Origin of the sequence: Sulfitobacter sp. PS-8MA, from assembly GCF_040933935.1 — a bacterium.
In the GTDB taxonomy this organism is placed as follows: Bacteria; Pseudomonadota; Alphaproteobacteria; order Rhodobacterales; family Rhodobacteraceae; genus Sulfitobacter.
In genome coordinates, this window is record NZ_JBFQYJ010000006.1 from 1709792 (window position 1) to 1733833 (window position 24042).

Here is a 24042-nt window from a genome sequence, read left to right on the forward strand (position 1 = left end):
GGTGCTCATTGGCGGGCTGTCCGCGCTGTTCCATCCCGCCAATGCCCGCCGGCTAAACCCCTAAAACGGCACATCATTCCCGCCCTTCAAAAAGCGCGAAACGACCTTCTTGGTGCCCGCCTTTTCAAAGGCCACCTCCATCTTGTCGCCTTCCATACCGATCACCTCGCCATAGCCAAATTTGTCATGGAACACCCGCTCGCCCATCTCAAAGGCGGCGACCGCCTGCATGTCGATGGTGACATTCTTGCTCTCGCGCGGCTGGCTCATTCCCCGCGTGCCACTGCGCGCCTGAAGCCGCCGCCAACCGGGCGAATCATAGACATTCGCGCTGGCCGCCCGGTCATGCAGATCCGACTGCGGCACCGCCGCGCCAAAGCCACCGCCATAGAGCCCCGGCGGCGTCAGCACCTCCACATGCGCTTCGGGCAGCTCATCGACAAAGCGCGAGGGCATCGCGTTCTGCCATTGCCCAAAGACCCGCCGGTTCGCGGCAAAAGAGATCGTGCAAACCTGCTCGGCCCGGGTGATCCCCACATAGGCCAGCCGCCGCTCTTCTTCCAAGCCCTTGATCCCGCTTTCATCCATCGAGCGCTGTGAGGGGAAGAGCCCATCCTCCCAGCCCGGGAGGAAGACCATGGGAAACTCCAGCCCCTTGGCCGCATGCAGCGTCATGATCGAGACTTTCTCGCCGTCGCCCTCCTGCTCATTGTCCATGATCAGGCTGACATGTTCGAGAAATCCTTGCAGGTTTTCAAACTCTTCCAAGGCCTTGACCAATTCCTTGAGGTTTTCCAGCCGCCCCGGCGCCTCGGGCGTCTTGTCGTTCTGCCACATGCCGGTATAGCCGCTTTCGTCGAGGATCATCTCGGCCAGTTCCACATGGCTCACCTCGGGCGGGCCGTAGTCCACCCGCAAGGGCGCGGTGCCGTCATCCAGCACGGAATTATCTTCGCTGATCTCAATCCGCGGCCCGCGCAGCATCGACGACCAGCGGTCGATCCCCTCGACCAGCCGCCGCAATTGCGCGGCGCCCTTGCCCGACAGCCCGTCATGCGCCAGCAAAATCCGCGCCCCTTCGACAAGGTTCACCCCATGCTCCCGCGCGCTGCGCTGGATTTTCTTCTGCGCCTTGTCGCCAAGCCCGCGTTTGGGCGTGTTCACGATCCGCTCAAAGGCCAGATCATCGTCGGGGCTGGTGACCACACGGAAATAGGCCATGGCGTCGCGAATCTCCAAACGCTCGTAAAAGCGCGGCCCGCCGATCACCTTATAGGGCAGACCGATGGTCAGGAACCGATCCTCAAAGGCCCGCATCTGGTGGCTCGCGCGCACCAAGATCGCCATGTCGTCCAGCGAAAACGGCTCCATCCCCCGCGTGCCGCGCTGCGCGGATTCGATCTCATCACCGATCCAGCGGGCTTCTTCCTCGCCGTCCCAATGGCCGATCAGGCGCACCTTCTCGCCCTCGGTTTCCTCGGTCCAAAGCGTCTTGCCCAACCGCCCCTCATTGCCCGCGATCACGCCGGAGGCCGCCGCCAGAATATGCGGGGTCGAGCGGTAGTTCTGCTCCAGCTTCACTACATGGGCGCCGGGGAAATCCGTCTCAAACCGCAGAATATTGCCCACCTCGGCCCCGCGCCAGCCATAGATCGACTGGTCGTCATCGCCGACGCAGCAGATATTCTTATGCCCCTGCGCCAAAAGCCGCAGCCAGAGATACTGCGCCACGTTGGTGTCCTGATATTCATCAACGAGGATATATTTGAACCAGCGCTGATACTGCGCCAGCACATCCGGGTGGGTCTGAAAGATCGTCACCATATGCAGCAGCAGATCGCCGAAATCGGTGGCGTTGAGCTCGATCAACCGCTTTTGATACTGCGCGTAGATCTGCGGCCCCCGGTGGTTATAGGCCCCGGCATCGGCGCTCGGGATCTTGTCCGGCGTCAGCGCCCGGTTTTTCCAACCGTCGATGATCCCCGCCAGCATCCGCGCGGGCCAGCGCTTGTCGTCGATGCCTTCCGCCGCCACCAGCTGTTTCAGCAGCCGCAGCTGATCATCCGTATCCAGAATGGTGAAATTGCTCTTTAGCCCGACCAGTTCCGCATGGCGCCGCAGGAGCTTGACGCAGATCGCGTGAAAGGTGCCGAGCCAGGGCATCCCCTCGATCTGATGGCCCAGCATCTGCCCCACGCGGTTCTTCATCTCGCGCGCGGCCTTATTGGTAAAGGTAACGGCCAAGACCTCATTGGGCCGCGCCCGCCCGGTGTTCAGCAGATGCACGATTCGCGCCGTCAGCGCCCGGGTTTTCCCGGTGCCCGCGCCCGCCAGCATCAGCACCGGGCCGTCCAAAGTCTCCACCGCCGCCCGCTGGGCGGGGTTCAACCCCTCCAGATAAGGCTGCGGGCGCGCAGCCATGGCGCGGGCGGACAAAGATGCGCCTTCAAAGGCGTTCATTTCATCGAAATCACTCATGCCCATAACCTAGCGCGTCCGCGATTTGAGATAAAGAGACGTTCCACAAATGTTCCGTGACTTCCCGCAAGGGGAGCCATTATCAGCCGGAAAACCCGAGAATAGGTCAAAAGACCCGTCGAATTTTAGCGGAGCTGCAAATGTTTACCCGTTGATAATTCTTTGCACCCAAGGTGACCCCTCAATACCTTGCCAACCAAAGGAACCGCTCATGTTCAGAAACGATGACACTTCGGTACTGCGCCGCGAGCTTGATCGGTTCAAATTACCGATGTTTATTGCAGAACTGAATGCGCAGAGCGGTCATTTCGAGATTCTGGCCCTCAATGCCGAACATGAGGTGCATAGCGGCATGGTCATGAAAGACGTGATCTGCCGCCCGCTGCATGATTTCATGCCCTTTGAAGAGGCAGAGGCGATCAACCAGCGCTACGCCCGCTGCGTGTCTGAGGCTACCCAGATCCGCTACCGGGAAATGTTGCACATGCCCCGCGGCCCGCTCATTTGGGACACCACATTGCACCATGTGCAGACCCCGCGCGGGGTGGACCGTGTCGTCGGCAGCGCAATCGTCGTGGAACGGGTGAAACGCGACAACCGCGATACGCTCGCCTTCGAAGATGTGCGCTATTTCGCGGCCACCTCTTCCTTCAAGCTCGAACAGATTTCCAGCGTGCTGGATGCGGCTGAAAAAGGGCTCATCGACCCTGCAAAACTCACCGGGTCTGCCGGCATGCTGGCCGGGCTCTGCCGCGCGATTGACAGCACGATGCAGGAATTGCGCGGCATCGCGCAGGAACGGCTCGATGCGGAGCCGGCGCAGGGCGTGCATCTGATCGACCTCGACACCGAGGAGGAAGAGGGCGAGAACGAGGTGGAAGCCGCGATTTCGGCTCTGGTCGATCTGGCGGGGAATCTGACCACCCCACCGGCCAGCAAGCCCATTCACGCAGCCCCAATGGCCCGAAGCGGATACCGGCAATAGCCCGCGCCAGCGCCTCCCCCATAGGGCTGCGCAGCAAAGGCCGACCCCCGTGCAACCGGCCCCAAGTCAACGCCCCGGCGCGACGAGCGCCATGGTTTCCGCGGCACTAGGGCATCCGGCTGTAAGGCTCTGGACAATCCTCAGACGGCCAGCACAAATGCGCGCATGGATTTACATGCGACCTACCCCGCCCTTTCCGATCTGCGCCAGCGCGCGCGGCGACGCTTGCCGAAATTCGTCTGGGAATATCTCGATTCCGCCACCGGGACCGAAGCCACCAAACACCGCAACCGCGCGGCGCTTGACCGGGTGGGTCTCATGCCTTCGGTGCTACATGGCGAGTTCACGCCCGACCTCAGCGTCGATCTGATGGGGCAAAAGTTCCCGCTGCCCTTTGGCATATCGCCCCTGGGCATGTCCGGGCTGATCTGGCCCGACGCCGAATGTCACCTCGCCCGCGCCGCGGCCCGTGCCGGCATGCCCTACGGTCTTTCCACCGTCGCCGCGGCCAGTCCCGAAGACCTCGCCCCGCATCTTGGCGCGCACGGCTGGTTCCAACTCTACCCGCCCCGCGACCCCGAGATTCGCGCCGACATGCTGGCCCGGGCCAAGGCCGCGGGGTTCACCACCCTCGTGCTCACCGTCGATGTCCCCGTTGCCTCGCGCCGTGAACGTCAGACCCGTTCGGGCCTGACCAGCCCGCCGGTGCTCACCCCGCGTCTGCTGGCGCAGGTCGGCCTGCGCCCGGCCTGGGCCATGGGCATGGCCCGGCGTGGTCTGCCGCATATGAAAATGCTCGACAAATACGTCCAGGGCACCGCCACCGCGAACCTGCCGCCCACCGCCCATGTCGGCTACCTTCTGCGCACCGCGCCGGATTGGGATTACCTGAACTGGCTGCGCGACCATTGGGATGGGCCGCTGGTGGTCAAAGGCGTGCTGCGCCCCGAAGATGCCGCCCCGCTTGAGAAAGCCGGCGTCGATGCAATCTGGGTCTCCAACCACGCCGGCCGCCAGTTCGACGCGGCCCCGGCCAGCGCCGAAGCCCTGCCCGCGCTTCGCCAGGCCAGCTCGCTGCCGCTGATCTTTGACAGTGGCGTCGAGACCGGTCTCGACATGCTGCGGGCCTTCGCGCTTGGGGCCGATTTCGTCATGCTGGGCCGCGCCTTTCACTTCGCCCTTGCCGCCCTCGGCCCGCGCGGGATCGACCATCTGATCGAGATTTTCACCCGCGATCTCATCGCCAATTTGGGCCAACTCGGTGCCCGCCATCTGCGCGACCTCCCAGCCCCCTTTGACCTCTCGCCGCTATAACGGGAAACCTTGCAGAAATGTGACGAAGACCGCGCAAGCCCCCTTGCGCTGCACCGCAGCATGCCTAAGCTGCCGCCAGGACCAGCAAGGGGGGAGACCAGCTCGTGACCGATTTCAAGAAGATCCTAATTGCCAACCGCGGTGAAATCGCGATCCGTATCATGCGCGCGGCCAATGAAATGGGCAAGAAAACGGTCGCCGTCTATGCCGAAGAGGACAAGCTCGGCCTGCACCGTTTCAAAGCCGATGAGGCCTACCGCATCGGCGAAGGTCTCGGCCCCGTGGCCGCCTACCTCAGCATCGACGAGATGATCCGCGTCGCCAAAGCCTCCGGCGCCGACGCGATCCACCCCGGCTACGGCCTGCTTTCGGAAAACCCTGAATTCGTCGATGCCTGCGTGCAAAACGGCATCACCTTCATCGGCCCGCGCGCGGAAACCATGCGCGCTCTGGGCGACAAAGCCTCCGCCCGCCGCGTCGCCATGGAGGCGGGCGTGCCGGTCATCCCCGCCACCGAAGTGCTCGGCGAGGACATGGAGGCGATCCGCGCAGAGGCCGCCGATGTGGGCTATCCTTTGATGCTCAAAGCCTCCTGGGGCGGCGGTGGGCGCGGGATGCGCCCGATCATGAACGAGGCCGAGCTGGAGGAAAAAGTCCGCGAAGGCCGCCGCGAGGCCGAAGCCGCCTTTGGCAATGGCGAGGGCTATCTGGAGAAGATGATCCTCCGCGCCCGCCATGTCGAAGTGCAGATCCTCGGTGACAAACAGGGCGATATCTACCACCTTTACGAGCGCGACTGTTCGGTCCAGCGCCGCAACCAAAAGGTCGTCGAACGCGCCCCCGCCCCCTATCTGAGCGAAGACCAACGCGCCGAGCTCTGCGAATTGGGCCGCAAAATCTGCGCCCATGTGAGCTATGAATGCGCCGGCACCGTCGAATTCCTGATGGATATGGATGACGGCAAATTCTATTTCATCGAAGTGAACCCCCGCGTGCAGGTTGAACATACCGTCACCGAAGAGGTCACCGGCATCGACATCGTCCGCGCCCAGATCCTCATCGCCGAGGGCAAACCGCTGGCCGAGGCCACCGGCAAGGCGCGCCAAGAGGAGATCACCCTCACCGGCCATGCGCTGCAAACCCGGGTTACCACCGAAGACCCGCAGAACAACTTCATCCCCGACTATGGCCGCATCACCGCCTACAGGTCGGCCACCGGCATGGGCATCCGGCTTGACGGCGGCACGGCCTATGCCGGCGGGGTGATCACGCGCTACTACGACAGCCTGCTAACCAAGGTCACCGCCAAGGCGCCGACGCCGGAAATGGCCATCGCCCGGATGGACCGCGCCTTACGCGAATTCCGCGTGCGCGGGGTCTCGACCAATATCGCCTTTGTCGAAAACCTGCTGAAACATCCGACCTTTCTCAGCAATGAATACACCACCAAATTCATCGACGAGACGCCGGAGCTCTTCGAGTTCGAACAGCGCCGCGACCGCGCCACCAAAGTGCTGACCTATATCGCCGACATCACGGTGAACGGCCATCCGGAGACCAAGGACAAGCCGCGCCCTGCGGCCAATCTGCGCGATCCCAAGCCGCCCGCGCTGCGCGGCGAGCCACAGATGGGCACGCGTAACCTATTGGAACAAAAGGGCCCCCAGGCGGTGGCCGATTGGATGAGCCAGCAGCGCCAGCTGCTGATCACCGACACCACCATGCGCGACGCCCATCAATCCCTGCTCGCCACCCGGATGCGCTCGCGCGATATGATCCGCGTGGCCCCCGCCTATGCCGCCAATCTGCCGCAGCTTTTCTCGGTTGAATGCTGGGGCGGGGCAACCTTTGACGTGGCCTACCGTTTCTTGCAGGAATGCCCTTGGCAACGCCTGCGCGACCTCCGCAGCGCGATGCCGAATGTGATGACGCAAATGCTCCTGCGCGCCTCCAACGGCGTCGGCTACACAAACTATCCCGACAATGTGGTGCAGAAATTCGTCGCCACTGCCGCCAATACCGGCGTCGATGTCTTCCGCGTCTTCGACAGTCTGAACTGGGTCGAAAACATGCGCGTCGCGATGGATGCCGTGGTCGAGGCGGGCAAGGTCTGCGAAGGCACGATCTGCTACACCGGCGATATTTTCGACCCCGACCGCGCGAAATACGACCTGCAGTATTACGTGCAGATGGGCAAGGATTTGAAAGCCGCCGGCGCCCATGTGCTGGGGCTGAAAGACATGGCCGGATTGCTGAAACCCGCCCAGGCCCGGGCGCTGGTCAAGGCGCTGAAATCCGAGGTCGGCCTGCCGATTCACTTCCACACCCATGACACCGCAGGCAGCGCCACGGCGACGATCCTCGCCGCCTCTGAGGCCGGCGTCGACGCGGTCGACTGCGCCATGGACGCGCTTTCGGGCAATACCTCGCAGGCGACCTTTGGCACCGTGGTCTCGGCCCTGCGCCACACCGACCGCGACACCGGGATCGACATTAAGGCCGTGCGCGAAATCTCTGATTATTGGGAAGAAGTGCGCGGCCATTACGCCGCCTTCGAGACCGGGATGCAGGCGCCTTCGTCGGAAGTCTACCTGCATGAAATGCCCGGTGGGCAATTCACCAACCTCAAGGCGCAGGCCGCCTCCATGGGGCTGGACGACCGCTGGCCCGAGGTCGCGCGCACCTATGCGGATGTGAACCAGATGTTCGGCGATATCGTCAAGGTGACCCCCTCTTCCAAGGTGGTGGGCGACATGGCGCTGATGATGGTCTCCCAAGGTCTCACCCGCGCGCAGGTCGAAGACCCGCAGGTCGATGTCTCCTTCCCCGACAGTGTCATCGACATGATGCGCGGCAATCTGGGCCAGCCGCCGGGTGGCTTCCCGGCGGGCATCGTCAAAAAGGTGCTCAAGGGCGAAGCGCCCAACACCGAACGCCCCGGCGCGCATCTCGCCCCGGTGGATCTTGAGGCGGTGCGCAAGGAGTTGTCCGACAAACTAGAGGGGCTTCAGATCGACGATGAGGATCTCTGCGGCTACCTGATGTACCCCAAGGTTTTCCTCGATTATATGGGGCGGCACAAGCTCTACGGCCCAGTGCGCACCCTGCCCACCCAGACCTTCTTCTACGGTATGGAGCCGGGTCAGGAGATCTCTGCCGAGATTGACCCCGGCAAGACATTGGAAATCCGCCTGCAGGCCGAATCCGACACCGGAGAGGATGGCGAGGTCAAAGTCTTCTTCGAACTTAACGGCCAGCCCCGGATCATTCGCGTCGCCAACCGTTTGGTGAAAGACGCGACCGTGCAGCGCCCCAAGGCGGAAACGGGGAATGCCAACCACATCGGCGCGCCGATGCCCGGGGTGGTGGCCTCGGTCGGGGTCAAAGAAGGGCAGAATGTGAAGACAGGCGACCTGCTGCTGACCATCGAGGCGATGAAGATGGAGACCGGGCTGCACGCGGAGCGCGACGCGGTGGTAAAGGCCGTGCATGTGCAGGCCGGTGGGCAGATCGACGCGAAGGATCTGCTGGTCGAATTGGAGTAGCAAGTTTAGGCGGCGCGGCTTTTCATCAGGCGCGCCGCTTGATCCACGCCCCGGCCCGGACTCACGCCACCGGCGCCGGGCCATCTTCCACCCGCGGCAATGGCGCTCATCTCTTAACTTTCAGTTAACGATGACACCGCCCGCCGCCTTAATCCCCTGCAAGCGGCCCAATTCCCGCAGCAATGCAGGACGCCCAGTGTACGTGCGGTGCACAAGCGGCGACTCCGATATTTCCAACAATATCAAAGCTTAACACGCCACTGTTAAACGACCTGCCACGCTGTTGCCACCGCGTCCCCACGCCGCATTGTTTTCGCCCGCGCAGATGCTACCTTTTCTCCATCCCGAGCCTGAGCCCCGCCATGCCCTACGAATGGACAACCCCGCCCCGCGCCAATCCGCAGCAGATGCGTCTCTGGCCGCATCAATCCCTGCCCGCGCACGGTTTTGCGGCCTTCATGCTGGCGACCTTCACGCTGGCGATGATCCCGCTTATCGCGCTGCTCGGCACGGTGTTGCTCTGGGGATTATTGCCCTTTGTTATCATGGCCATAGCCGCGCTCTACTGGGCGCTGCAACACGATCACCGAACCCGGCAGATCGAAGAGGTGCTGACGCTCGACGACAGCACGGCGCGGCTGGTGCACACCACCGCCAAGGGCGAGGTCAAGGATTGGGACTGCAACCGCTACTGGACCCAAGTGAAGAAATACGACGATGACGGCCCCGTGCCGCATTACGTCACGCTCCGCGGCGAGGGGCGCGAGGTCGAGATCGGCGCCTTTCTCAGCGAAGAGGAACGGATCGCGCTTTTCGAAGATCTCTCGCGCCATCTACGCCAGCAAAAAGGCTGAGCCTCACGGCCCAGCCCTTTGTTTCCAAACTAAATTCAGCCGCTCAGCGCTCAGCTCAACCGCGCCTTGATCACCGGCCCGACAGCACCGAAATCCATCTGCCCGGTATAGCGTTCCTTGAGCAGGCCCATCACCTTGCCCATGTCCCGGATCGAGGTCGCGCCGATCTCGTCAACGGCCGCATCCACCGCCGCTGCCGTCTCCGTCACGCTCAACTGACGTGGCAGGAATTCTTCAATGACTTCAACTTCTTCGCGTTCCCGCTCGGCCAGGTCCAGACGCCCGCCCTCCTCATAGGCCCGTGCAGATTCCTGGCGTTGCTTGGCCATCTTGCTCAAGATCGCCAGCACCTCGGCCTCCGACACACCGTCGTCATTGCCCTGGGCGCGCGCGGCGATATCCTTATCCTTGATCGCAGCATTGATCAGCCGCAGGGTCGACAGCCGGTCCGCCGCCTTGTCTTTCATCGCCTGTTTCAGAGCATCAGAGATGCGGGTCCGCAGTGACATGGTGGTTTTCCTGTGTTCGCTCATGACAAGGGTCCGAGCATACCCGCTATGCCGCGCGCGGGCAATGGCAAGTGACCATTGGTAAGCCACTGTAAAACCACGAAATCTCATTTCACAGCAGCTATTGACCCGCCCCGCTGCGGCGATTAGGTTGCCACCCGTTTACCCGCTCATTCCCTGCCCGGAGACTGCCCCATGTCCGCGCCCGCTCGCCCCCGCCCAACCGCCTGCCTTGCCCTCGCCGATGGCTCCATCTTCTACGGCATGGGCTTCGGCGCCACCGGCCAAACCGTGGCGGAGCTTTGCTTCAACACCGCCATGACCGGCTATCAGGAAATCATGACAGACCCGTCCTACGCGGGCCAGATCGTGACCTTCACCTTCCCCCATATCGGCAATGTCGGCACCAATCCCGAAGACGATGAGACCGGTGATCCGGTCGCCGCCGGGATGGTGGTGAAATGGATGCCCACGACCCCCAGCAGCTGGCGCAATGTGCAACCTCTGTCGGACTGGCTCGCATCCCGGGGACGCATCGCCATCGGCGGTGTCGACACCCGCCGGCTGACCCGCGCGATCCGCCAGCAGGGCGCGCCCCACGCCGCCCTCGCCCATGATCCGGACGGCAATTTCGACATCGAAGCGCTGGTCGCCGCCGCGCGGGATTTCGCCGGGCTCGAAGGCATGGATCTGGCCAAGGATGTCACCTGCGCGCAGACCTATCAGTGGAACGAAATGCGGTGGGCCTGGCCCGAGGGCTACGCGCCCCAGACCGAGGCGAAACATAAAGTGGTTGCAGTGGATTACGGCGCGAAACGCAACATCCTGCGCTGCCTTGCTTCGGCCGGTTGCGACGTGACCGTGCTGCCCGCGACCGCCACCTATGAGGACGTCATGGCGCATCAGCCCGACGGGGTGTTCCTCTCCAACGGCCCGGGCGATCCCGCGGCCACCGGCGCCTATGCCGTGCCGATGATCCGTGAGGTTCTGGACAAGACCGACCTGCCGGTTTTCGGCATCTGCCTCGGCCACCAAATGCTGGCCCTCGCCCTTGGCGCCAAGACCATCAAGATGAGCCACGGCCACCACGGCGCGAACCATCCGGTCAAGGATAACGACACCGGCAAGGTCGAGATCACCTCGATGAACCATGGCTTTGCGGTCGATGGGCAATCCCTGCCCGAAGGCGTGCGCGAGACACATATCTCGCTCTTTGACGGGTCGAACTGCGGCATCCGCCTCGATGGCCGCCCGGTCTGGTCCGTGCAGCACCACCCCGAGGCCAGCCCCGGCCCGCAAGACAGCTACTATCTGTTTGAGCGATTCAGCCAGGCGATGACCGATCGGGTCGCCTGAACCGGTCTGGTTTCGGCTGTAAAAACGTCGTTAACGCAGGCTTAACGCTTTACTGCCACTTTCCCATCAATTCTATGGATGGGATATGTGATGAGCACGCTACGCCTGCTGTTGCCAGATCCGCAGGCGGCCTTACCCCCCGGGGAAAGGCTGCCGATCGGCCGCTATCTCGTGAACGCCGGGGCGATCAGCCCCAAGGATCTACTGCATGGTCTGGCGTTGCAGCGGCGGATCGACGTGCCCTTGGGTGAGATTCTCGCCGCCGAAGGGCTGATCTCGCGGGCGGATATTCTGCACGCCCTGGCCCATCAATACCAAGCCCAGCCTGTCGATCTGTCAAAAGATCCCCCCGATCCCCGGCTGCGTCACCAGCTTCCAGCGGCGCTCTGTCTCAAATATGGCGCGGTCCCCTGGTTGGAGATTGCGGACAGGCTGCTGGTCGCGACCGGGCGGCCAGATCGGTTCGATGGTCTTTGCGCTTGTTTGGGCGACAGGGGAAAGCGTCTGCTGCTGGTGATCGCGGAACCCCAGCGGGTGCAGGACCACATCACGGCACTCTATGGCAGGGAACTTGCCCATAAGGCCGCGACCCGGGTACCCGTTGAGGAAAGCTGCCGCGGCTGGGCGGCCAATCCGCTGCGGCGGCGATGTTGGGCCGGGGCGCTGTGCAGCCTGATTCTGGCTTTCGCGCTCCTCGCCCCTGCAATCGCGCTCTCTGCCGCCTTGCTCTGGGCGGCCCTCACCCTGGCCATGACCACGGGGTTAAAGGCCGCGGCGCTCGCGATGACCTGCCAACGCCCCCCTGCGCCACCTCTGTCCCCCCGCGCGCCCCGATCCGATTTTCGCCTGCCCCGGGTTTCGGTCATGGTCCCGCTCTATCAAGAGCAGGAGATCGCCGGCGCCCTGATTGCCCGGCTCACGCGGCTCACCTACCCCAAGTCCCTGTTACAGGTCGTGCTGGTCCTGGAAGCCGGCGATAAGGTCACCCGCGAGACCCTCGACCGCACCGCCCTGCCCAGTTGGATCAGCCTTATCGAAGTGCCGGACGCCGATCACCTGCGCACCAAACCCCGGGCGCTCAACTATGCGCTCGATTTCTGCAACGGAAGTATTGTCGGCGTCTGGGATGCCGAAGATGCGCCGGAACCGGATCAGATCGAACAGGTGGTCACCCGGTTTCACCACGCCCCCGCCAATGTCGCCTGTCTGCAAGGGGTTCTGGATTACTACAATAGCCGCAGCAATTGGATGTCGCGCTGTTTCGCCATTGAATACGCCAGTTGGTGGCGCGTGCTTCTGCCCGGCGTGGTGCGGTTGGGGCTGGTCGTCCCCTTGGGCGGCACCACCCTGTTTTTCCGGCGCGCGATTCTCGAAGGGCTCGGGGGCTGGGACGCGCATAATGTCACAGAGGATGCGGACCTTGGCCTGCGGCTCGCGCGGCACGGCTATGTCACTGAAATCCTGCCCACCGTTACATATGAAGAGGCCAACTGCCGCCCCTGGCCTTGGGTGCGGCAAAGGTCACGCTGGCTTAAGGGTTTCTTAACGACTTGGTGCGTACATATGCGCGCCCCGCGCAGGCTTTTGAAAGACCTTGGCCTCATGCGTTTTCTGGGCGTGCAGACGCTCTTCCTTGCGACTTTCTCACAGTTCGCCCTCGCGCCGCTGCTCTGGTCGCTTTGGCTCGCGTTCTTCGGCCTGCCGCATCCGGCGGCAGAGATGCTTGGCCCCACGCTCATGAGCGGGGTGATCGCCCTCTTCATCCTGTCGGAACTGCTGAACCTCGGCCTTTCTGCCTTCGCAGTATCAGACCGGCGCCACCGGCATCTTCTGCCCTATGTTCCCACTCTGCCCTTCTATTTCGCCATGGGCGCTTTGGCGGCTTTAAAGGCGCTCTATGAATTTGCCAGCAGTCCGTTTTACTGGGACAAGACCGCCCATGGCCATTCGCCAACGGAAGAGCCGCTAGATGCCACCGCCCCTGCGGACCACCTCAGAAATCATCCTCCCGCCGGGCCGCTTCCTGCTTCAGCCGCGTCATAAAGGCGACCGAGATATGCTCCCGCAGCGCGTTATCGGCACCATCTTCATCGCGCGCCTCGATCATACGCACGATTTGGTCATGCTCCGCCTGCGCAATCTCGCCGCGGCCTTCGACCGCCAAGGACGAGGTCGCCATCAGCGCCATCGACCGATGCACCAGATCAAGCTGCTGCACCAGATAGCGGTTGTGCGACGCAAGATGGATCTGCTTGTGAAACCGCTTATTGGCCCGCGCCAGCGCATTGGGATTGTCGGCCAGAGCATTGTCGGCATCCACCATCTCACGCAGTACGCGGATTTCCTCGGCGGTGGCATGGCGCGCGGCCAGACGGGCAGCCAGCCCTTCCAACTCGCCCCGCACGACGTAAAGCTCGGCCATCTGGTTGTGATCCAGCGACGCCACGATCAGGCTGCGCCCATCGCGGACCAGCAATGACTGCGTCTCCAGCCGCTGCAACGCCTCGCGGATCGGGGTGCGCGACATGCCAAAACGCTCGGCCAATTCGCTCTCCACCAGGCGGTCACCGGGGCGGTAGGTGCCGATATCGATGGCCTCAAGGATCATCGAATAGGCATCGGTCGGGCCGGATTTCGGCTGGTGGGTAAGCTCAGGCATCAATCACGCATCCTTGCAAGTTGCGCCACCTTACCCACCGCGACCATATGCGCAACCCGCAGCCCTTGCGCGCCCCCGCGTCTCGGCCTACCTCTTTCCCCATGCCGCGCGATGCTTTCTCTCATGTCACCACCTGGGTCTTTGATCTGGACCAGACGCTTTACCCGCCCTCGGCGCGGCTCTTTGACCTGATCGAAGCGCGTATGGTCGATTGGGTCATGCAGGCGATCAAGGTGGACCGCGACCGCGCCAATCACCTGCGGCTGCATTATTGGCAGACCTATGGCACCACGCTCGCCGGGCTGATGCGCGAACATGGGGTCGATCCCGGCCCCTATCTCACCGATGTGCATGACATCCCGATGGACCGGCTTACCCCCGATCCCGCGCTCGCCCGCGCGATCCGCGCCCTGCCGGGGCGGCGCATCGTCTATACCAACGGCTGCGCGCCCTATGCCGAACGGGTGCTCGCCGCACGCGGGCTCAGCGGGTTGTTCGACGCGGTCTACGGGGTCGAACATGCCGATTTCCTGCCCAAACCGGAACGCGCCGCCTTTGACAAAGTCTTTGCCATCGATGGGTTCGAGACCCGCGCCGCGGCCATGTTCGAAGACGACCCGCGCAACCTCGCCGCGCCCCATGCCATGGGCATGCGCACCGTCCATGTGGCCCCTGAACGCGGCGAAGGCGATCACATTCACTACCATACGGAAGACCTTTGTGACTTCCTCATTCGGGTATCGGGCTGATGACATTTGACTGTGATATTCTGATCTCCGGCGGCGGCATCGCCGGGCTAACGGCGGCGGCGGCCTTTGGCTCTGCCGGGTTCAAGGTGCTCTGCGTCGACCCCACCCCGCCGGTAACAGAGGCCGAGGCCGAGGGCGCCGACATGCGCTCCACCGCGCTGCTGCAACCGGCCCGCGACCTGCTCGAAGAGGCCGGTCTCTGGTCCCGTCTCGCGCCCCATGCCGCGCCTTTGCAGATCATGCGCATCGTCGACGCGGGCGGCGAAGAGGCCACACCGCGCACCACCCGCGAGTTTGACGCCGCCGACCTGTCCGAGGCGCCCTTTGGCTGGAACTTTCCCAATTGGCTTTTGCGCCGCGAATTGCTCGCCCGGCTCAAGGAATTGCCCAATGTCGATTTCCGCCCCGGCACCGGCACCACCACGCTCTTCACCCGCAGCAGCGAAGCCCGTGTGGGCCTGAGCGACGGCAGCCGGATCAAGACCCGTCTGGTGGCCGCCGCCGATGGCCGCAACAGCCCGATGCGCGAGGCCGCCGGGATCGCTGTGACCACCCGTCGCTACGGCCAGAAAGCCCTCGCCTTCAGCGTCACCCACCCGATCCCTCATGACAATGTGTCGACCGAAATTCACCGCTCCGGCGGCCCCTTCACCCTTGTCCCCCTGCCGGACCGGGACGGGCTGCCTTCTTCGGCCGTGGTCTGGATGGACGATGGCCCCGCCACACAGGCCCGCGCGGCATTGGACACAGCGGCTTTCGAGGCGGAGGCCACGGCCCGCTCCGCGCATCTTTTCGGCCCGCTGACCCTCGCGAGCAAACGCGCCCTCTGGCCGATCATCAGCCAAGAAACCGAGCGCCTCTCCGGTGAACGCATCGCCCTGCTGGCCGAGGCCGCCCATGTGGTGCCGCCCATCGGCGCGCAGGGGTTGAACATGTCGCTGGCGGATCTGGCGAGCCTGTTGGACCTTGCCCGCAAAGCGCCGGACCAGCTTGGCGATGCAGAGATGCTGGCGGCCTATCACCGTGCCCGCCATGCCGATATCTCGCTCAGGGTGCGCGGCATTGATCTGTTGAACCGCGCCAGCCAGGCCCGCACCCCGCTGGCCCGCGAGGCGCGCGCCGCTGGGCTAAACGCGCTCTACGCGCTGCCGCCGCTGCGCAAGACCCTCATGCAGATGGGGCTGGGACTGCGCCGCTGATAAGCGGCGCAGAACCTCACAGGACCTCGTCCAGCACCCTGGTCAGCCGCGCAACCGTGGCATCGACGTCGTAAAGCTTATCAAGCCCAAAGAGACCCAGACGGAAGGTGCGGAAATCCTCTGGCTCCCCGACCTGAAGCGGCACGCCCGCCGCGATCTGCATGCCCTGCGCGGCAAAGGCTTTGCCGTTCTGCACTTCGGGATCATCGGTATAGCTCACCACCACCCCGGGGGCCGCGAAACCCGCCGCCGCGACCGAAGTCACGCCGCGATCTGCAAGCGCCTTGCGCACCGCATCCCCCAAGCGCCACTGCGCCTCTTTCAACCGGTCAAAGCCATAGTCCCGGGTCTCGCGCACCGTGTCGCGGAATATCCGCAGCGCATCGGTCGGCATGGTGGCATGATAGGCATGGCCGCCCGCCTCATAGGCTTTCATAATATCGCGCCATTTGCGCAGATCGATGGCGAAACTGTCCGACGTGGTCTCCGCCAGACGCGCTTCGGCACGCGCCGACATCATCACCAACCCGGCAGAGGGCGACGCGCTCCACCCCTTCTGCGGGGCCGAGATCAGCACATCGACGCCAAGCGCCTTCATATCGACCCAAACACAGCCCGAGGCGATGCAATCCAGCACCATCAACGCGCCCACGTCATGGGCCGCCGCTGCCATTGCCTTGATATAGTCGTCCGGCAGGATCATGCCCGAGCTGGTCTCCACATGCGGCGCGAAAACCACCTGCGGTCTGTTCTCTCGGATCGCAGCGGTGACCTCTTCGATCGGCGCGGGCGCAAAGGGCGCGGGGCTGGCATTGCCCTCCATCCGCGCTTTCATCACCTCGGCACTGGCGGTCAGATCGGCGCTCTCGATGATCTGGCTCCAACGGTAGGAGAACCAGCCGTTGCGCACCACCAGCACGTCCTGCCCCCGCGCGAACTGCCGCGCCACGGCCTCCATCGCATAGGTGCCGCCACCGGGCACCAGCGCCACGGCATCGGCGTTATAGACCTCACCCAGCCAAGCCGAGAGATCGCGCATGACCTGCTGAAATTCCGCCGACATGTGGTTGAGCGACCGGTCGGTAAAGACCACGCTGAATTCATCAAGCCCCGAAGGGTCTACCGTGTCGAGCAATGCCATCGTTCTTCCTCCATCATTCGAAGCAAAGGCATATGGCCCGCCACGGCAAAAGGCAATTCACGGCTACAGCGGCCCTGGCAGCCGCTCTTCGCTCAGCAGCACATTGGCCTCCACCTCTCCCGCGCCCGGCAGGGTCATGATCCGCCGCCTGAGCACCCGTTCAAAATCCGGCAAATCCCGGGCCACGACCCTCAAGCGATAGTCGAAAAGCCCCAGAACATGCTCCACCGTCTGCACTTCGGGAATGGCCGAAACCGCCCGTTCAAAATCCTCCAGACTGACCCGCCCGCGGGTGGCAAGCTTGATCCCCAGAAACACGGTCACACCAAAGCCCAAAGCCTCGGCATTCAGGCGCAACCGCCGCCCGGCAATCGCGCCCCCGGCCTCCAACCGTCTGATCCGCCGCCATGTCGCAGGCTGCGACAGCCCCAGTTTCCGGCCCAGGGAACTGGCGCTTTGCGCGGCATCCTTTACCAAGGCGCGCAGCAGGGCCCGGTCGATCTCGTCCAATTCGATCACAGCGGCAGCCCCTCTTTGGTCTTGATCCGCGCCACATGCATCAAAGCCTCGATCTCCGCGATATGCGGCAGGGTCAGGATCCGACTGCGGTAGATCTGCTGATAATGCCCCATATCCCGCGCGATGATCGACAGGCGCAGATCGACCCGCCCCAGAAAGGTCTGGATCTCGATCACCTCCGGCACCTTTCGCGCCTCGGCCATAAAGATGTCAAAGGCATTGGCCTGCGTCTTGTCCAAGGTCACGCGCAAGGACACCTCCAGCGCATAGCCAAGCGCCGCCCAATCAATGACCACGGTGCTGCCCTGCACGATCCCTTGGTCCTGCATGCGCGCAATGCGCCGCGCGGCCTTGCCCGCCGAGATATTGCAATACTCAGCCAACTCGCCGGGGCTGAGGCTCGGCTCCGCCTGCCAATAGCGCAGAATGCGGCGATCCAGATCATCAAGCATGATTTCTCCATTTTCGCGCAGATGGGCGAATGATTATCTTCATCCTTTCACAAATACCTCTGCGATGACAATGGCTCCTAAGCGCGACATCGCTATGGTGAGGCCCAGAAGAAGATCAACCAAAGGACAAGATCATGCGCGTTTACTACGACCGCGATTGCGACGTGAACCTCATCAAGGACAAGAAGGTGGCGATCCTCGGCTACGGCTCCCAAGGCCATGCCCATGCGCTGAACCTGCGCGATTCCGGTGCCAAGAACCTCGTCGTCGCCCTGCGCGAGGGCTCCGCCTCTGCAGCCAAGGCCGAAGGCGAAGGTCTCAAGGTCATGGGCATCGCCGAAGCCGCCGCCTGGGCCGACCTGATCATGTTCACCATGCCCGATGAGCTTCAGGCCGAGACCTACAAGAAATACGTGCATGACAACATCCGCGAAGGTGCCGCCATTGCCTTCGCCCACGGTCTGAACGTCCACTTCGGCCTGATCGAGCCGAAAGAAGGCGTCGACGTCATCATGATGGCCCCCAAAGGTCCGGGCCACACCGTGCGCGGCGAATACACCAAGGGCGGCGGCGTGCCCTGCCTTGTGGCCGTCGACAAGGACGCTTCCGGCAAGGCGCTGGAAATCGGCCTCTCCTACTGCTCCGCCATCGGTGGCGGCCGTTCGGGCATCATCGAAACCAACTTCCGCGAGGAATGCGAAACCGACCTCTTCGGCGAACAGGCCGTGCTCTGCGGTGGCTTGGTCGAGCTGATCCGCATGGGCTTCGAGACGCTGGTCGAAGCCGGCTACGCGCCCGAGATGGCCTATTTCGAGTGCCTGCATGAGGTGAAGCTGATCGTCGACCTGATCTATGAAGGCGGCATCGCCAACATGAACTACTCGATCTCCAACACGGCGGAATACGGCGAATATGTCTCCGGCCCGCGCATCCTGCCTTACGACGAGACCAAGAAGCGCATGAAAGACGTGCTGACGGACATTCAGAACGGCAAGTTCGTGCGTGACTTCATGCAGGAAAACGCCGTCGGCCAGCCCTCGTTCAAAGCCACACGTCGCATCAATGACGAACACCGCATCGAACAGGTCGGCGAAAAGCTGCGCGAGATGATGCCATGGATTTCCGCCGGCAAGATGGTGGACAAGGCCAAGAACTGAGCCCGTTCCTTTCCAAATGAAATCACATCGACCCCGGCCCCGCGCCGGGGTCTTTGCACTTTCCCCCGGAGCCAGGATGAACGACAGGCCACAGATCACCCTGACAAGCTGGCTGCTCATCATCGTGCTGGGCTTTGTCTGGGGCGGCACCTTTCTGGTGACCGAAATCGCGCTGACCGGGATCACCCCTTTCTGGCTCGCTGCCTCGCGGATCTGTCTGGCGACGGTGGCGATGATGGTCATCTGGGCGTTTCGCGGCCTCGCGCTCTTCAAACGACGGCCCAGCCGCGCGGACATCACCATCTTGGTTATCAACGGCGTCCTGATCTCGGCCCTGCCCTTTTCCCTGCTGGCCTGGGGACAGCAATTCGTAACCTCGGGCTTTGCTGGCGTGTCGATGGCCTCGGTCGCGCTGATCGTGCTGCCCATCGCGCATTTCACCCTGCCCGGCGAACAGATGACAGCGCGCAAGGCCGGTGGTTTCGTCATCGGCTTTATCGGCGTGGTGGTGCTGATCGGGGGGCAGGCTTTTGAAAGCACCGGCGCCACGATGGAGGCCGCAGGAAGGCTTGCCTGTGTTGCCGCGGCGTCCTGCTATGCGGTGGGGTCCATCCTGATGCGCCGCCTGCCGCCGGTTGACCCTATGGGGCTCTCCACGGTCCTCATGCTCATTGGCGCAGTGGCGATCCTGCCCATGGCGTTCTTCAGCGAAGGCCCGCCGCCCCTGCCCGCGCCGAAAATCCTTGGCGTCTTGCTGTTCCTCGGGCTGGTCCCCACCGCCGGCGCGGCTTTCCTGCGCACCTATGTGGTGCGCACGGCGGGCCCGGTCTTCATGTCGCTGGTCAATTATCAGGTGCCGGTCTGGTCGGTCCTGATGGGCGCGCTGATCCTGTCCGAGCCGCTGCCTCTTTCGCTGCTCTACGCGATGGCCCTGATCCTCGCGGGCGTGGGGCTCAGCCAATATGGCGCGCTGTCCCGTCTGTTCCGGCGCGCCTGAGGCGCCTAGCCGCCCACCGCCGCATTCACCGCCTCGACCACACTGTCCACCACCCGTTCCATCAAGGCGGCGTCCTCATGTTCGGCCATGACACGCACCAAAGGCTCGGTCCCGGATTTGCGGATCAACAGCCGCCCGCCTTGCGCCAGATCCGCCTCGGCCTGCGCGATGGCGGCCTGCACATCCGCATCTTCCAGCGGGGTCTGCCCAGCCGAGAAACGCACGTTTTTCAGCAGTTGCGGCACCGGGTCGAACTGGTAGAGCAGCTCTGACGCGGGCTTTTCCGAGCGCACCATTTCCGCCAGGAACTGCATCCCGGCCATCAGACCGTCGCCGGTGGTGGCATGGTCGGTCATCACGATATGGCCCGATTGCTCACCGCCGAGATTAAAGCCGCCCTGACGCATCCGCTCCACCACATAGCGGTCGCCCACAGCGGTGCGCTCCAGATCGACGCCGCGCGCGTTGAGAAAACGCTCAAGCCCGAGATTGCTCATCACGGTGGCCACCAGCGCCTTGCCCTTCAGACGGTCTTCGCTTGCCCAACGGGCCGCCATCAGCGCCATGAACTGATCGCCATCCCCGATACGCCCGTTCTCGTCGATGAGGATCACCCGGTCGGCATCCCCGTCCAGACAGATGCCGACATCCGCGCCATGGGCCACCACGGCCTCCGCCGCGGCCTTGGGCTGGGTCGAGCCGCAGCCGTCGTTGATGTTGAACCCGTTCGGCGCCACCCCCACCGGGATCACCGTCGCGCCCAACTCCCAAAGCGCCATCGGCGCCACGTGATAGGCCGCCCCATGGGCGCAGTCGATCACCACCTTCAGCCCGTCCACCCGCATTTGCCGCGGGAAGGAGGATTTGACCCGTTCGATATAGCGGTAGCGGCTGTCATCAATCCGTTTGGCGCGGCCGATCTCCTCCGGGGCCGTCAAGTCGACCCCCTGCGCGACGAGCGCCTCGATCTCCTGCTCGACCTTGTCGGACAGTTTGTAGCCATCGGGGCCAAAGAACTTGATACCATTGTCATGCGCCGGATTGTGACTGGCCGAGATCATCACCCCCAGATCGGCCCGCATGGACCGCGTGAGCAGCCCCACAGCCGGCGTCGGCACCGGGCCGAGCAGCAGTACGTTCATGCCCGTGCTGGTCAGCCCCGCCGTCAGCGCATTCTCGAACATATAGCCCGACAGCCGCGTGTCTTTGCCGATCACCACACGGTGCACACTGTCCTTCTCGCGCCGGAAATACCGGCCCACCGCCGCGCCGATGCGCAGCGCCATATCGGCGGTCATGGGGTGAATATTGGCCGTGCCGCGCACGCCATCAGTACCGAAGAGTTTTGTCATGTCTGCTTTCCTGCCATGGCCGCACGCCAAAGTGCAATTGCCTGAATGGTTTCGCCCACGTCATGCACCCGAAGAAGCTGCACACCGTGCTGTAGGGCCGCCGAGGCCACGCCGATGGAGCCGGGCGCCCGGCCCGCCCCGGCCTCGGCCCCGCCGATGGTGCCGATAAACCGCTTGCGGCTGGCACCCAGAAGCACCGGCACGCCAAGCCCGTGAAACAGGCTCAACCGCGCCAGCAGCGCGAGGTTATGCTCCAGCGTCTTGCCAAAGCCGATGCCGGGGTCCGCAACGATATTCTCCCGCACAATCCCCTCGGCTTCCAACGCCCTGATCCGCTCGGCAAGATAGTCATAGACATCAAGCAGCACGTTGTCATAGCGCGGATCGCGCTGCATCGTGGCCGGATCGCCCTGCGCATGCATCACGCAGACCGGCAGTTCGCGCGTAGCACAGAACGGCACCAGCGCCGGGTCAAAGCTCAGCGCCGCCACGTCATTGACCAGATCGGCCCCCGCCGCCACGGCGGCCTCGGCCACAGGGGCTTTGCGGGTGTCGATGCTGATCGCCCCCGCCCCGCCTGCGCGTAGCCCTTCGATGACCGGCACCACGCGGGCGATCTCTTCGTCGGTGGCAACGGTCGCCGCGCCGGGGCGTGTTGATTCACCGCCCACATCGAGCATATCCACCCCGGCCGCCTGCATCGCCAACCCAGCCTGCACCGCCGCCTGGGCGTCTGCATGCCGCCCACCATCAGAGAAACTGTCGGGCGTGGCGTTGAGGATACCCATCACCCGCGGGCGGTCCATCTCCAGCCCTGCAACAGCTGGCCGCGCCGCGGTCAATGGGGCGAGCGTCTGGTCATCCAGCTCGGTCACCGGCACAATCTGCGCGGCCGCATCGCGCGCCAGAACCTCGACATGGGTGAACCAGCCCCAGCCCCCGGCCAATGTCAGGGCGGTTTCGGGTTGGGCAGGGCCAACCTGAACCAAAGGGCGAAAATAGCGGCTCATCGCGGCAGGACCTCCGTCTCGGCAGGGCTCACCGTCACCGGCACCTCACCGGCGTCCGGCGCCTCAGCCCCGATCACCAGGAGCCCCACGGCATTGGCATTTTTCGCAAACCACGCCGCCAAAGCAGGCGCGTTATTCGGGGTGACCTCGGGGCCGTCGACAGCATCCAGCACGATGCGCGACGGGGCCCAGACGACGCTTTGGCCATTCTTCATCGCCCAGTCCAATTCGGTGCGGCTGCTCACGACCTCAAGCCGGGGCGCGCGGGCGGCCAGCAGCCAAGCGTTCTGTTCGATCGCCAGCAAATCAATGCGGCGCTGCGCCTGCGTTTGCCCGGCTTTCGGCCTCTCGTCATCCGGCAGACCCACGCAGAACACAAGCGGCGCATCCGCCGTTTCGAGCTGATCCAGCCAACCCGGCAGATGCGGCGCGGTGATCGCCGCATTCGACAGATAGATGATCTGCGGGCGCTCGGCGGTGGGCGCAGACAGATCACCCGGCCCCTGCGCCGCGCCGACGCGGACAATCTCGACCCCAAGCGCGCCGGGGCCGCGGTCCAGCTTCTCAATCCGCACGAAGACCTTACAGGCCTGCGGTTCGGTCAGGATACGGTCAGCGATCCGCTCGGCCAATGTCTCCAGCAGGTTCAACCGTTCGGCGGCCAGTTCGGCGGCAATCGCCTCGGTCACGCGGTCATAGGACAGGATGCGGTCGACATCATCGTCGATCTCACCGCTCAGGGGCACGACCTCGACCACCACGTTGAACGACAGGCGCTGTGTCACCCCCCGCTCCGCCTGAAACGCTCCGATCTCCACCTCGACGATATGATCGCGCAGAGAGATGCGATCGCGCGGCTCAGGCCCCGCCAGAGCTTCGGCCCGCGCAAGCGGGTGTGCAAAGGCACATCGGGTTTCTTCGGACATGGATGGCGCCTATCAAATCAGTGACATAGCCCAGAGGCTGCGGCAATCCTTAGCAGCCCCGCCCGCAGCAGACCAGCGCCCGGAGGCGCGGCCCGTGCAAAATCACTTCGACGCGGTTTTCCAGGTGTGGCGATAGAAAAGATGGTCCCCGATCCGCGCGGTCTTGGTATAGACGCGGGCCCATTTCGGGTTCACGGCGGTGGTGTGATAATGGGTCGCCCCATCGGTCAGCTTTGGCGCCGTCCCGTCGATGATGGCACGGGCCACTTTGGCCACACGCGCCCAGGCCCGCGGCTCATTCACCACTTCCTTATGGCCATCGCAGGTATAGGTGAACTGACACTGGTATTTGCGCCCCGTCCCCTGATTGATGACACCGCAAAGCGTGCCGGGGAAGCGGGCGGATTTCACCCGGTTCATGATCACTTCGGCCACCGCAAACTGGCCCTTGACGGATTCGCCGCGCGCCTCGAAATAGAGCGCTTCGGCAAGGCAGCGGAACTCGGCACTGCCTTCGGCTTTGGGCTGGCTGTCGATCCAGGAGGTGGAATACTTTACTTCGCTCGCACTGGCCGAGACCGGCTGAGCGACCATTTCCTTCAGACGGCTCGCCCCGGCGGCCTTCAGCCCCTGAATTTCGATCTGCGCAAGATCGCTCGCACTTTCGGCGTCAGCCGAGGCAGTCATCGGCAGGCTGGCAGAGAGCGCAAGGGAAAGCGCAAGAGAAATCGAACGGATAGAACGCATTATGCGCCTCGCATCATTGTTGTGGCTCCGGGGCGGATAGCCAAAAGGTTCCCGCCGGTAAAGCCAAGGGGGTGTTATGTGCAGAAACCCGCC

The 24042-nt window shown here is 63.7% G+C and carries 20 protein-coding genes; 10 read left to right on the top strand and 10 right to left on the bottom strand.

Translation table 11 applies throughout. The features are described from left to right. Positions 1-60 precede the first annotated feature (60 nt). Entirely contained in the window at positions 61-2478 is a 2418-nt protein-coding gene (locus tag AB4M76_RS12460) for an ATP-dependent helicase (protein WP_368442196.1), read from the bottom strand. Positions 2479-2689: 211 nt separating this feature from the next. Between AB4M76_RS12460 and AB4M76_RS12465 the strand changes: the two genes are divergently transcribed. From AB4M76_RS12465 to AB4M76_RS12480, 4 genes are all read left to right on the top strand, one after another. Next, a complete protein-coding gene (locus tag AB4M76_RS12465) occupies positions 2690-3463 on the top strand; it encodes a hypothetical protein (protein WP_368442197.1) in 774 nt (257 codons plus the stop codon). Between the two features lie 165 nt (positions 3464-3628). Then, the gene (locus tag AB4M76_RS12470; RefSeq protein WP_368442199.1) at positions 3629-4777 is read left to right on the top strand and encodes an alpha-hydroxy acid oxidase; all 1149 of its coding nucleotides are present in this window, start codon (positions 3629-3631) and stop codon (positions 4775-4777) included. Positions 4778-4881: 104 nt separating this feature from the next. Next, on the top strand, positions 4882-8322 hold the full coding sequence (locus AB4M76_RS12475; protein ID WP_368442200.1) for a pyruvate carboxylase: 3441 nt from the start codon (positions 4882-4884) through the stop codon (positions 8320-8322). 362 nt (positions 8323-8684) lie between these two features. Next, on the top strand, positions 8685-9176 hold the full coding sequence (locus tag AB4M76_RS12480) for a DUF2244 domain-containing protein (RefSeq protein WP_368442201.1): 492 nt from the start codon (positions 8685-8687) through the stop codon (positions 9174-9176). Positions 9177-9226: 50 nt separating this feature from the next. Here AB4M76_RS12480 and AB4M76_RS12485 read toward each other — a convergent pair whose 3' ends face one another. Then, positions 9227-9685 (bottom strand): GatB/YqeY domain-containing protein, encoded by a 459-nt coding sequence (locus tag AB4M76_RS12485; RefSeq protein WP_368442202.1) that lies wholly within the window; start codon positions 9683-9685, stop codon positions 9227-9229. A 195-nt stretch (positions 9686-9880) separates the two neighbouring features. On the opposite strand from AB4M76_RS12485, the gene carA reads away from it, so the two are divergent. Both carA and AB4M76_RS12495 read left to right on the top strand, forming a co-directional pair. Next, positions 9881-11041 carry a glutamine-hydrolyzing carbamoyl-phosphate synthase small subunit gene (gene carA, locus AB4M76_RS12490; RefSeq protein WP_368442203.1) on the top strand — a complete coding sequence of 387 codons (1161 nt, stop codon included), beginning with the start codon at positions 9881-9883 and terminating at the stop codon, positions 11039-11041. A gap of 90 nt (positions 11042-11131) precedes the next feature. Next, positions 11132-13084, top strand: coding sequence for a glycosyltransferase (locus tag AB4M76_RS12495; RefSeq protein ID WP_368442204.1), 1953 nt, complete (start codon positions 11132-11134; stop codon positions 13082-13084). Here AB4M76_RS12495 and AB4M76_RS12500 read toward each other — a convergent pair. Continuing rightward, on the bottom strand, positions 13035-13700 hold the full coding sequence (locus AB4M76_RS12500; RefSeq protein ID WP_368442205.1) for a GntR family transcriptional regulator: 666 nt from the start codon (positions 13698-13700) through the stop codon (positions 13035-13037). The two genes, AB4M76_RS12495 and AB4M76_RS12500, sit on opposite strands and share 50 nt — an antisense overlap. 101 nt (positions 13701-13801) lie before the next feature. Here AB4M76_RS12500 and AB4M76_RS12505 point away from each other — a divergent pair, with 101 nt between their 5' ends. Further along, complete coding sequence (locus tag AB4M76_RS12505) at positions 13802-14449, top strand: pyrimidine 5'-nucleotidase (RefSeq protein ID WP_368442206.1); 648 nt, start codon at positions 13802-13804, stop codon at positions 14447-14449. Next, complete coding sequence (locus AB4M76_RS12510) at positions 14449-15648, top strand: UbiH/UbiF family hydroxylase (protein ID WP_368442207.1); 1200 nt, start codon at positions 14449-14451, stop codon at positions 15646-15648. Before AB4M76_RS12505 ends, AB4M76_RS12510 begins: the two co-directional genes overlap by 1 nt. Before the next feature lie 16 nt (positions 15649-15664). Here AB4M76_RS12510 and AB4M76_RS12515 read toward each other — a convergent pair whose 3' ends face one another. From AB4M76_RS12515 to AB4M76_RS12525, 3 genes are all read right to left on the bottom strand, one after another. Continuing rightward, positions 15665-16789, bottom strand: a complete 1125-nt coding sequence (locus AB4M76_RS12515; protein WP_368442208.1) for an aminotransferase class V-fold PLP-dependent enzyme — start codon at positions 16787-16789, stop codon at positions 15665-15667. Positions 16790-16852: 63 nt separating this feature from the next. After that, positions 16853-17308, bottom strand: coding sequence for an Lrp/AsnC family transcriptional regulator (locus AB4M76_RS12520; protein WP_368442209.1), 456 nt, complete (start codon positions 17306-17308; stop codon positions 16853-16855). Then, positions 17305-17760 (bottom strand): Lrp/AsnC family transcriptional regulator, encoded by a 456-nt coding sequence (locus tag AB4M76_RS12525; RefSeq protein ID WP_368442210.1) that lies wholly within the window; start codon positions 17758-17760, stop codon positions 17305-17307. The genes AB4M76_RS12520 and AB4M76_RS12525 overlap by 4 nt, the downstream gene beginning before the upstream one ends. A 134-nt stretch (positions 17761-17894) precedes the next feature. On the opposite strand from AB4M76_RS12525, the gene ilvC reads away from it, so the two are divergent. Together ilvC and AB4M76_RS12535 are read left to right on the top strand one after the other, a co-directional pair. Continuing rightward, positions 17895-18917 (top strand): ketol-acid reductoisomerase, encoded by a 1023-nt coding sequence (gene ilvC, locus AB4M76_RS12530; protein WP_168611968.1) that lies wholly within the window; start codon positions 17895-17897, stop codon positions 18915-18917. Between the two features lie 76 nt (positions 18918-18993). Further along, complete coding sequence (locus AB4M76_RS12535; protein WP_368442211.1) at positions 18994-19914, top strand: DMT family transporter; 921 nt, start codon at positions 18994-18996, stop codon at positions 19912-19914. Positions 19915-19919: 5 nt separating this feature from the next. Here the strand turns inward: AB4M76_RS12535 and glmM are convergent, their stop codons facing one another. The 4 genes from glmM to AB4M76_RS12555 form a co-directional block, all read right to left on the bottom strand. After that, complete coding sequence (gene glmM, locus AB4M76_RS12540) at positions 19920-21266, bottom strand: phosphoglucosamine mutase (protein WP_368442212.1); 1347 nt, start codon at positions 21264-21266, stop codon at positions 19920-19922. Continuing rightward, entirely contained in the window at positions 21263-22276 is a 1014-nt protein-coding gene (gene folP / locus AB4M76_RS12545; RefSeq protein ID WP_368442213.1) for a dihydropteroate synthase, read from the bottom strand. The genes glmM and folP overlap by 4 nt, the downstream gene beginning before the upstream one ends. Further along, complete coding sequence (locus AB4M76_RS12550; protein ID WP_368442214.1) at positions 22273-23202, bottom strand: dihydroneopterin aldolase; 930 nt, start codon at positions 23200-23202, stop codon at positions 22273-22275. The genes folP and AB4M76_RS12550 overlap by 4 nt, the downstream gene beginning before the upstream one ends. Positions 23203-23304: 102 nt before the next feature. Further along, positions 23305-23949: a cell wall hydrolase gene (locus AB4M76_RS12555; protein WP_368442215.1), complete on the bottom strand. Its 645-nt coding sequence runs from the start codon at positions 23947-23949 to the stop codon at positions 23305-23307. Positions 23950-24042 lie beyond the last annotated feature (93 nt).

Bases quoted from the DNA above. Each gene is read 5' to 3' on its own strand.
- AB4M76_RS12505 (WP_368442206.1), top strand. From the start codon at position 13,802: ATGCCGCGCGATGCTTTCTCTCATGTCACCACCTGGGTCTTTGATCTG.
- AB4M76_RS12555 (WP_368442215.1), bottom strand. From the start codon at position 23,949: ATGCGTTCTATCCGTTCGATTTCTCTTGCGCTTTCCCTTGCGCTCTCT.
- ilvC (WP_168611968.1), top strand. From the start codon at position 17,895: ATGCGCGTTTACTACGACCGCGATTGCGACGTGAACCTCATCAAGGAC.
- AB4M76_RS12480 (WP_368442201.1), top strand. From the start codon at position 8,685: ATGCCCTACGAATGGACAACCCCGCCCCGCGCCAATCCGCAGCAGATG.
- folP (WP_368442213.1), bottom strand. From the start codon at position 22,276: ATGAGCCGCTATTTTCGCCCTTTGGTTCAGGTTGGCCCTGCCCAACCC.
- AB4M76_RS12515 (WP_368442208.1), bottom strand. From the start codon at position 16,789: ATGGCATTGCTCGACACGGTAGACCCTTCGGGGCTTGATGAATTCAGC.
- AB4M76_RS12460 (WP_368442196.1), bottom strand. From the start codon at position 2,478: ATGAGTGATTTCGATGAAATGAACGCCTTTGAAGGCGCATCTTTGTCC.
- AB4M76_RS12500 (WP_368442205.1), bottom strand. From the start codon at position 13,700: ATGCCTGAGCTTACCCACCAGCCGAAATCCGGCCCGACCGATGCCTAT.
- AB4M76_RS12465 (WP_368442197.1), top strand. From the start codon at position 2,690: ATGTTCAGAAACGATGACACTTCGGTACTGCGCCGCGAGCTTGATCGG.
- AB4M76_RS12510 (WP_368442207.1), top strand. From the start codon at position 14,449: ATGACATTTGACTGTGATATTCTGATCTCCGGCGGCGGCATCGCCGGG.
- AB4M76_RS12495 (WP_368442204.1), top strand. From the start codon at position 11,132: ATGAGCACGCTACGCCTGCTGTTGCCAGATCCGCAGGCGGCCTTACCC.
- AB4M76_RS12485 (WP_368442202.1), bottom strand. From the start codon at position 9,685: ATGTCACTGCGGACCCGCATCTCTGATGCTCTGAAACAGGCGATGAAA.
- glmM (WP_368442212.1), bottom strand. From the start codon at position 21,266: ATGACAAAACTCTTCGGTACTGATGGCGTGCGCGGCACGGCCAATATT.
- carA (WP_368442203.1), top strand. From the start codon at position 9,881: ATGTCCGCGCCCGCTCGCCCCCGCCCAACCGCCTGCCTTGCCCTCGCC.
- AB4M76_RS12535 (WP_368442211.1), top strand. From the start codon at position 18,994: ATGAACGACAGGCCACAGATCACCCTGACAAGCTGGCTGCTCATCATC.
- AB4M76_RS12470 (WP_368442199.1), top strand. From the start codon at position 3,629: ATGGATTTACATGCGACCTACCCCGCCCTTTCCGATCTGCGCCAGCGC.
- AB4M76_RS12525 (WP_368442210.1), bottom strand. From the start codon at position 17,760: ATGCTTGATGATCTGGATCGCCGCATTCTGCGCTATTGGCAGGCGGAG.
- AB4M76_RS12550 (WP_368442214.1), bottom strand. From the start codon at position 23,202: ATGTCCGAAGAAACCCGATGTGCCTTTGCACACCCGCTTGCGCGGGCC.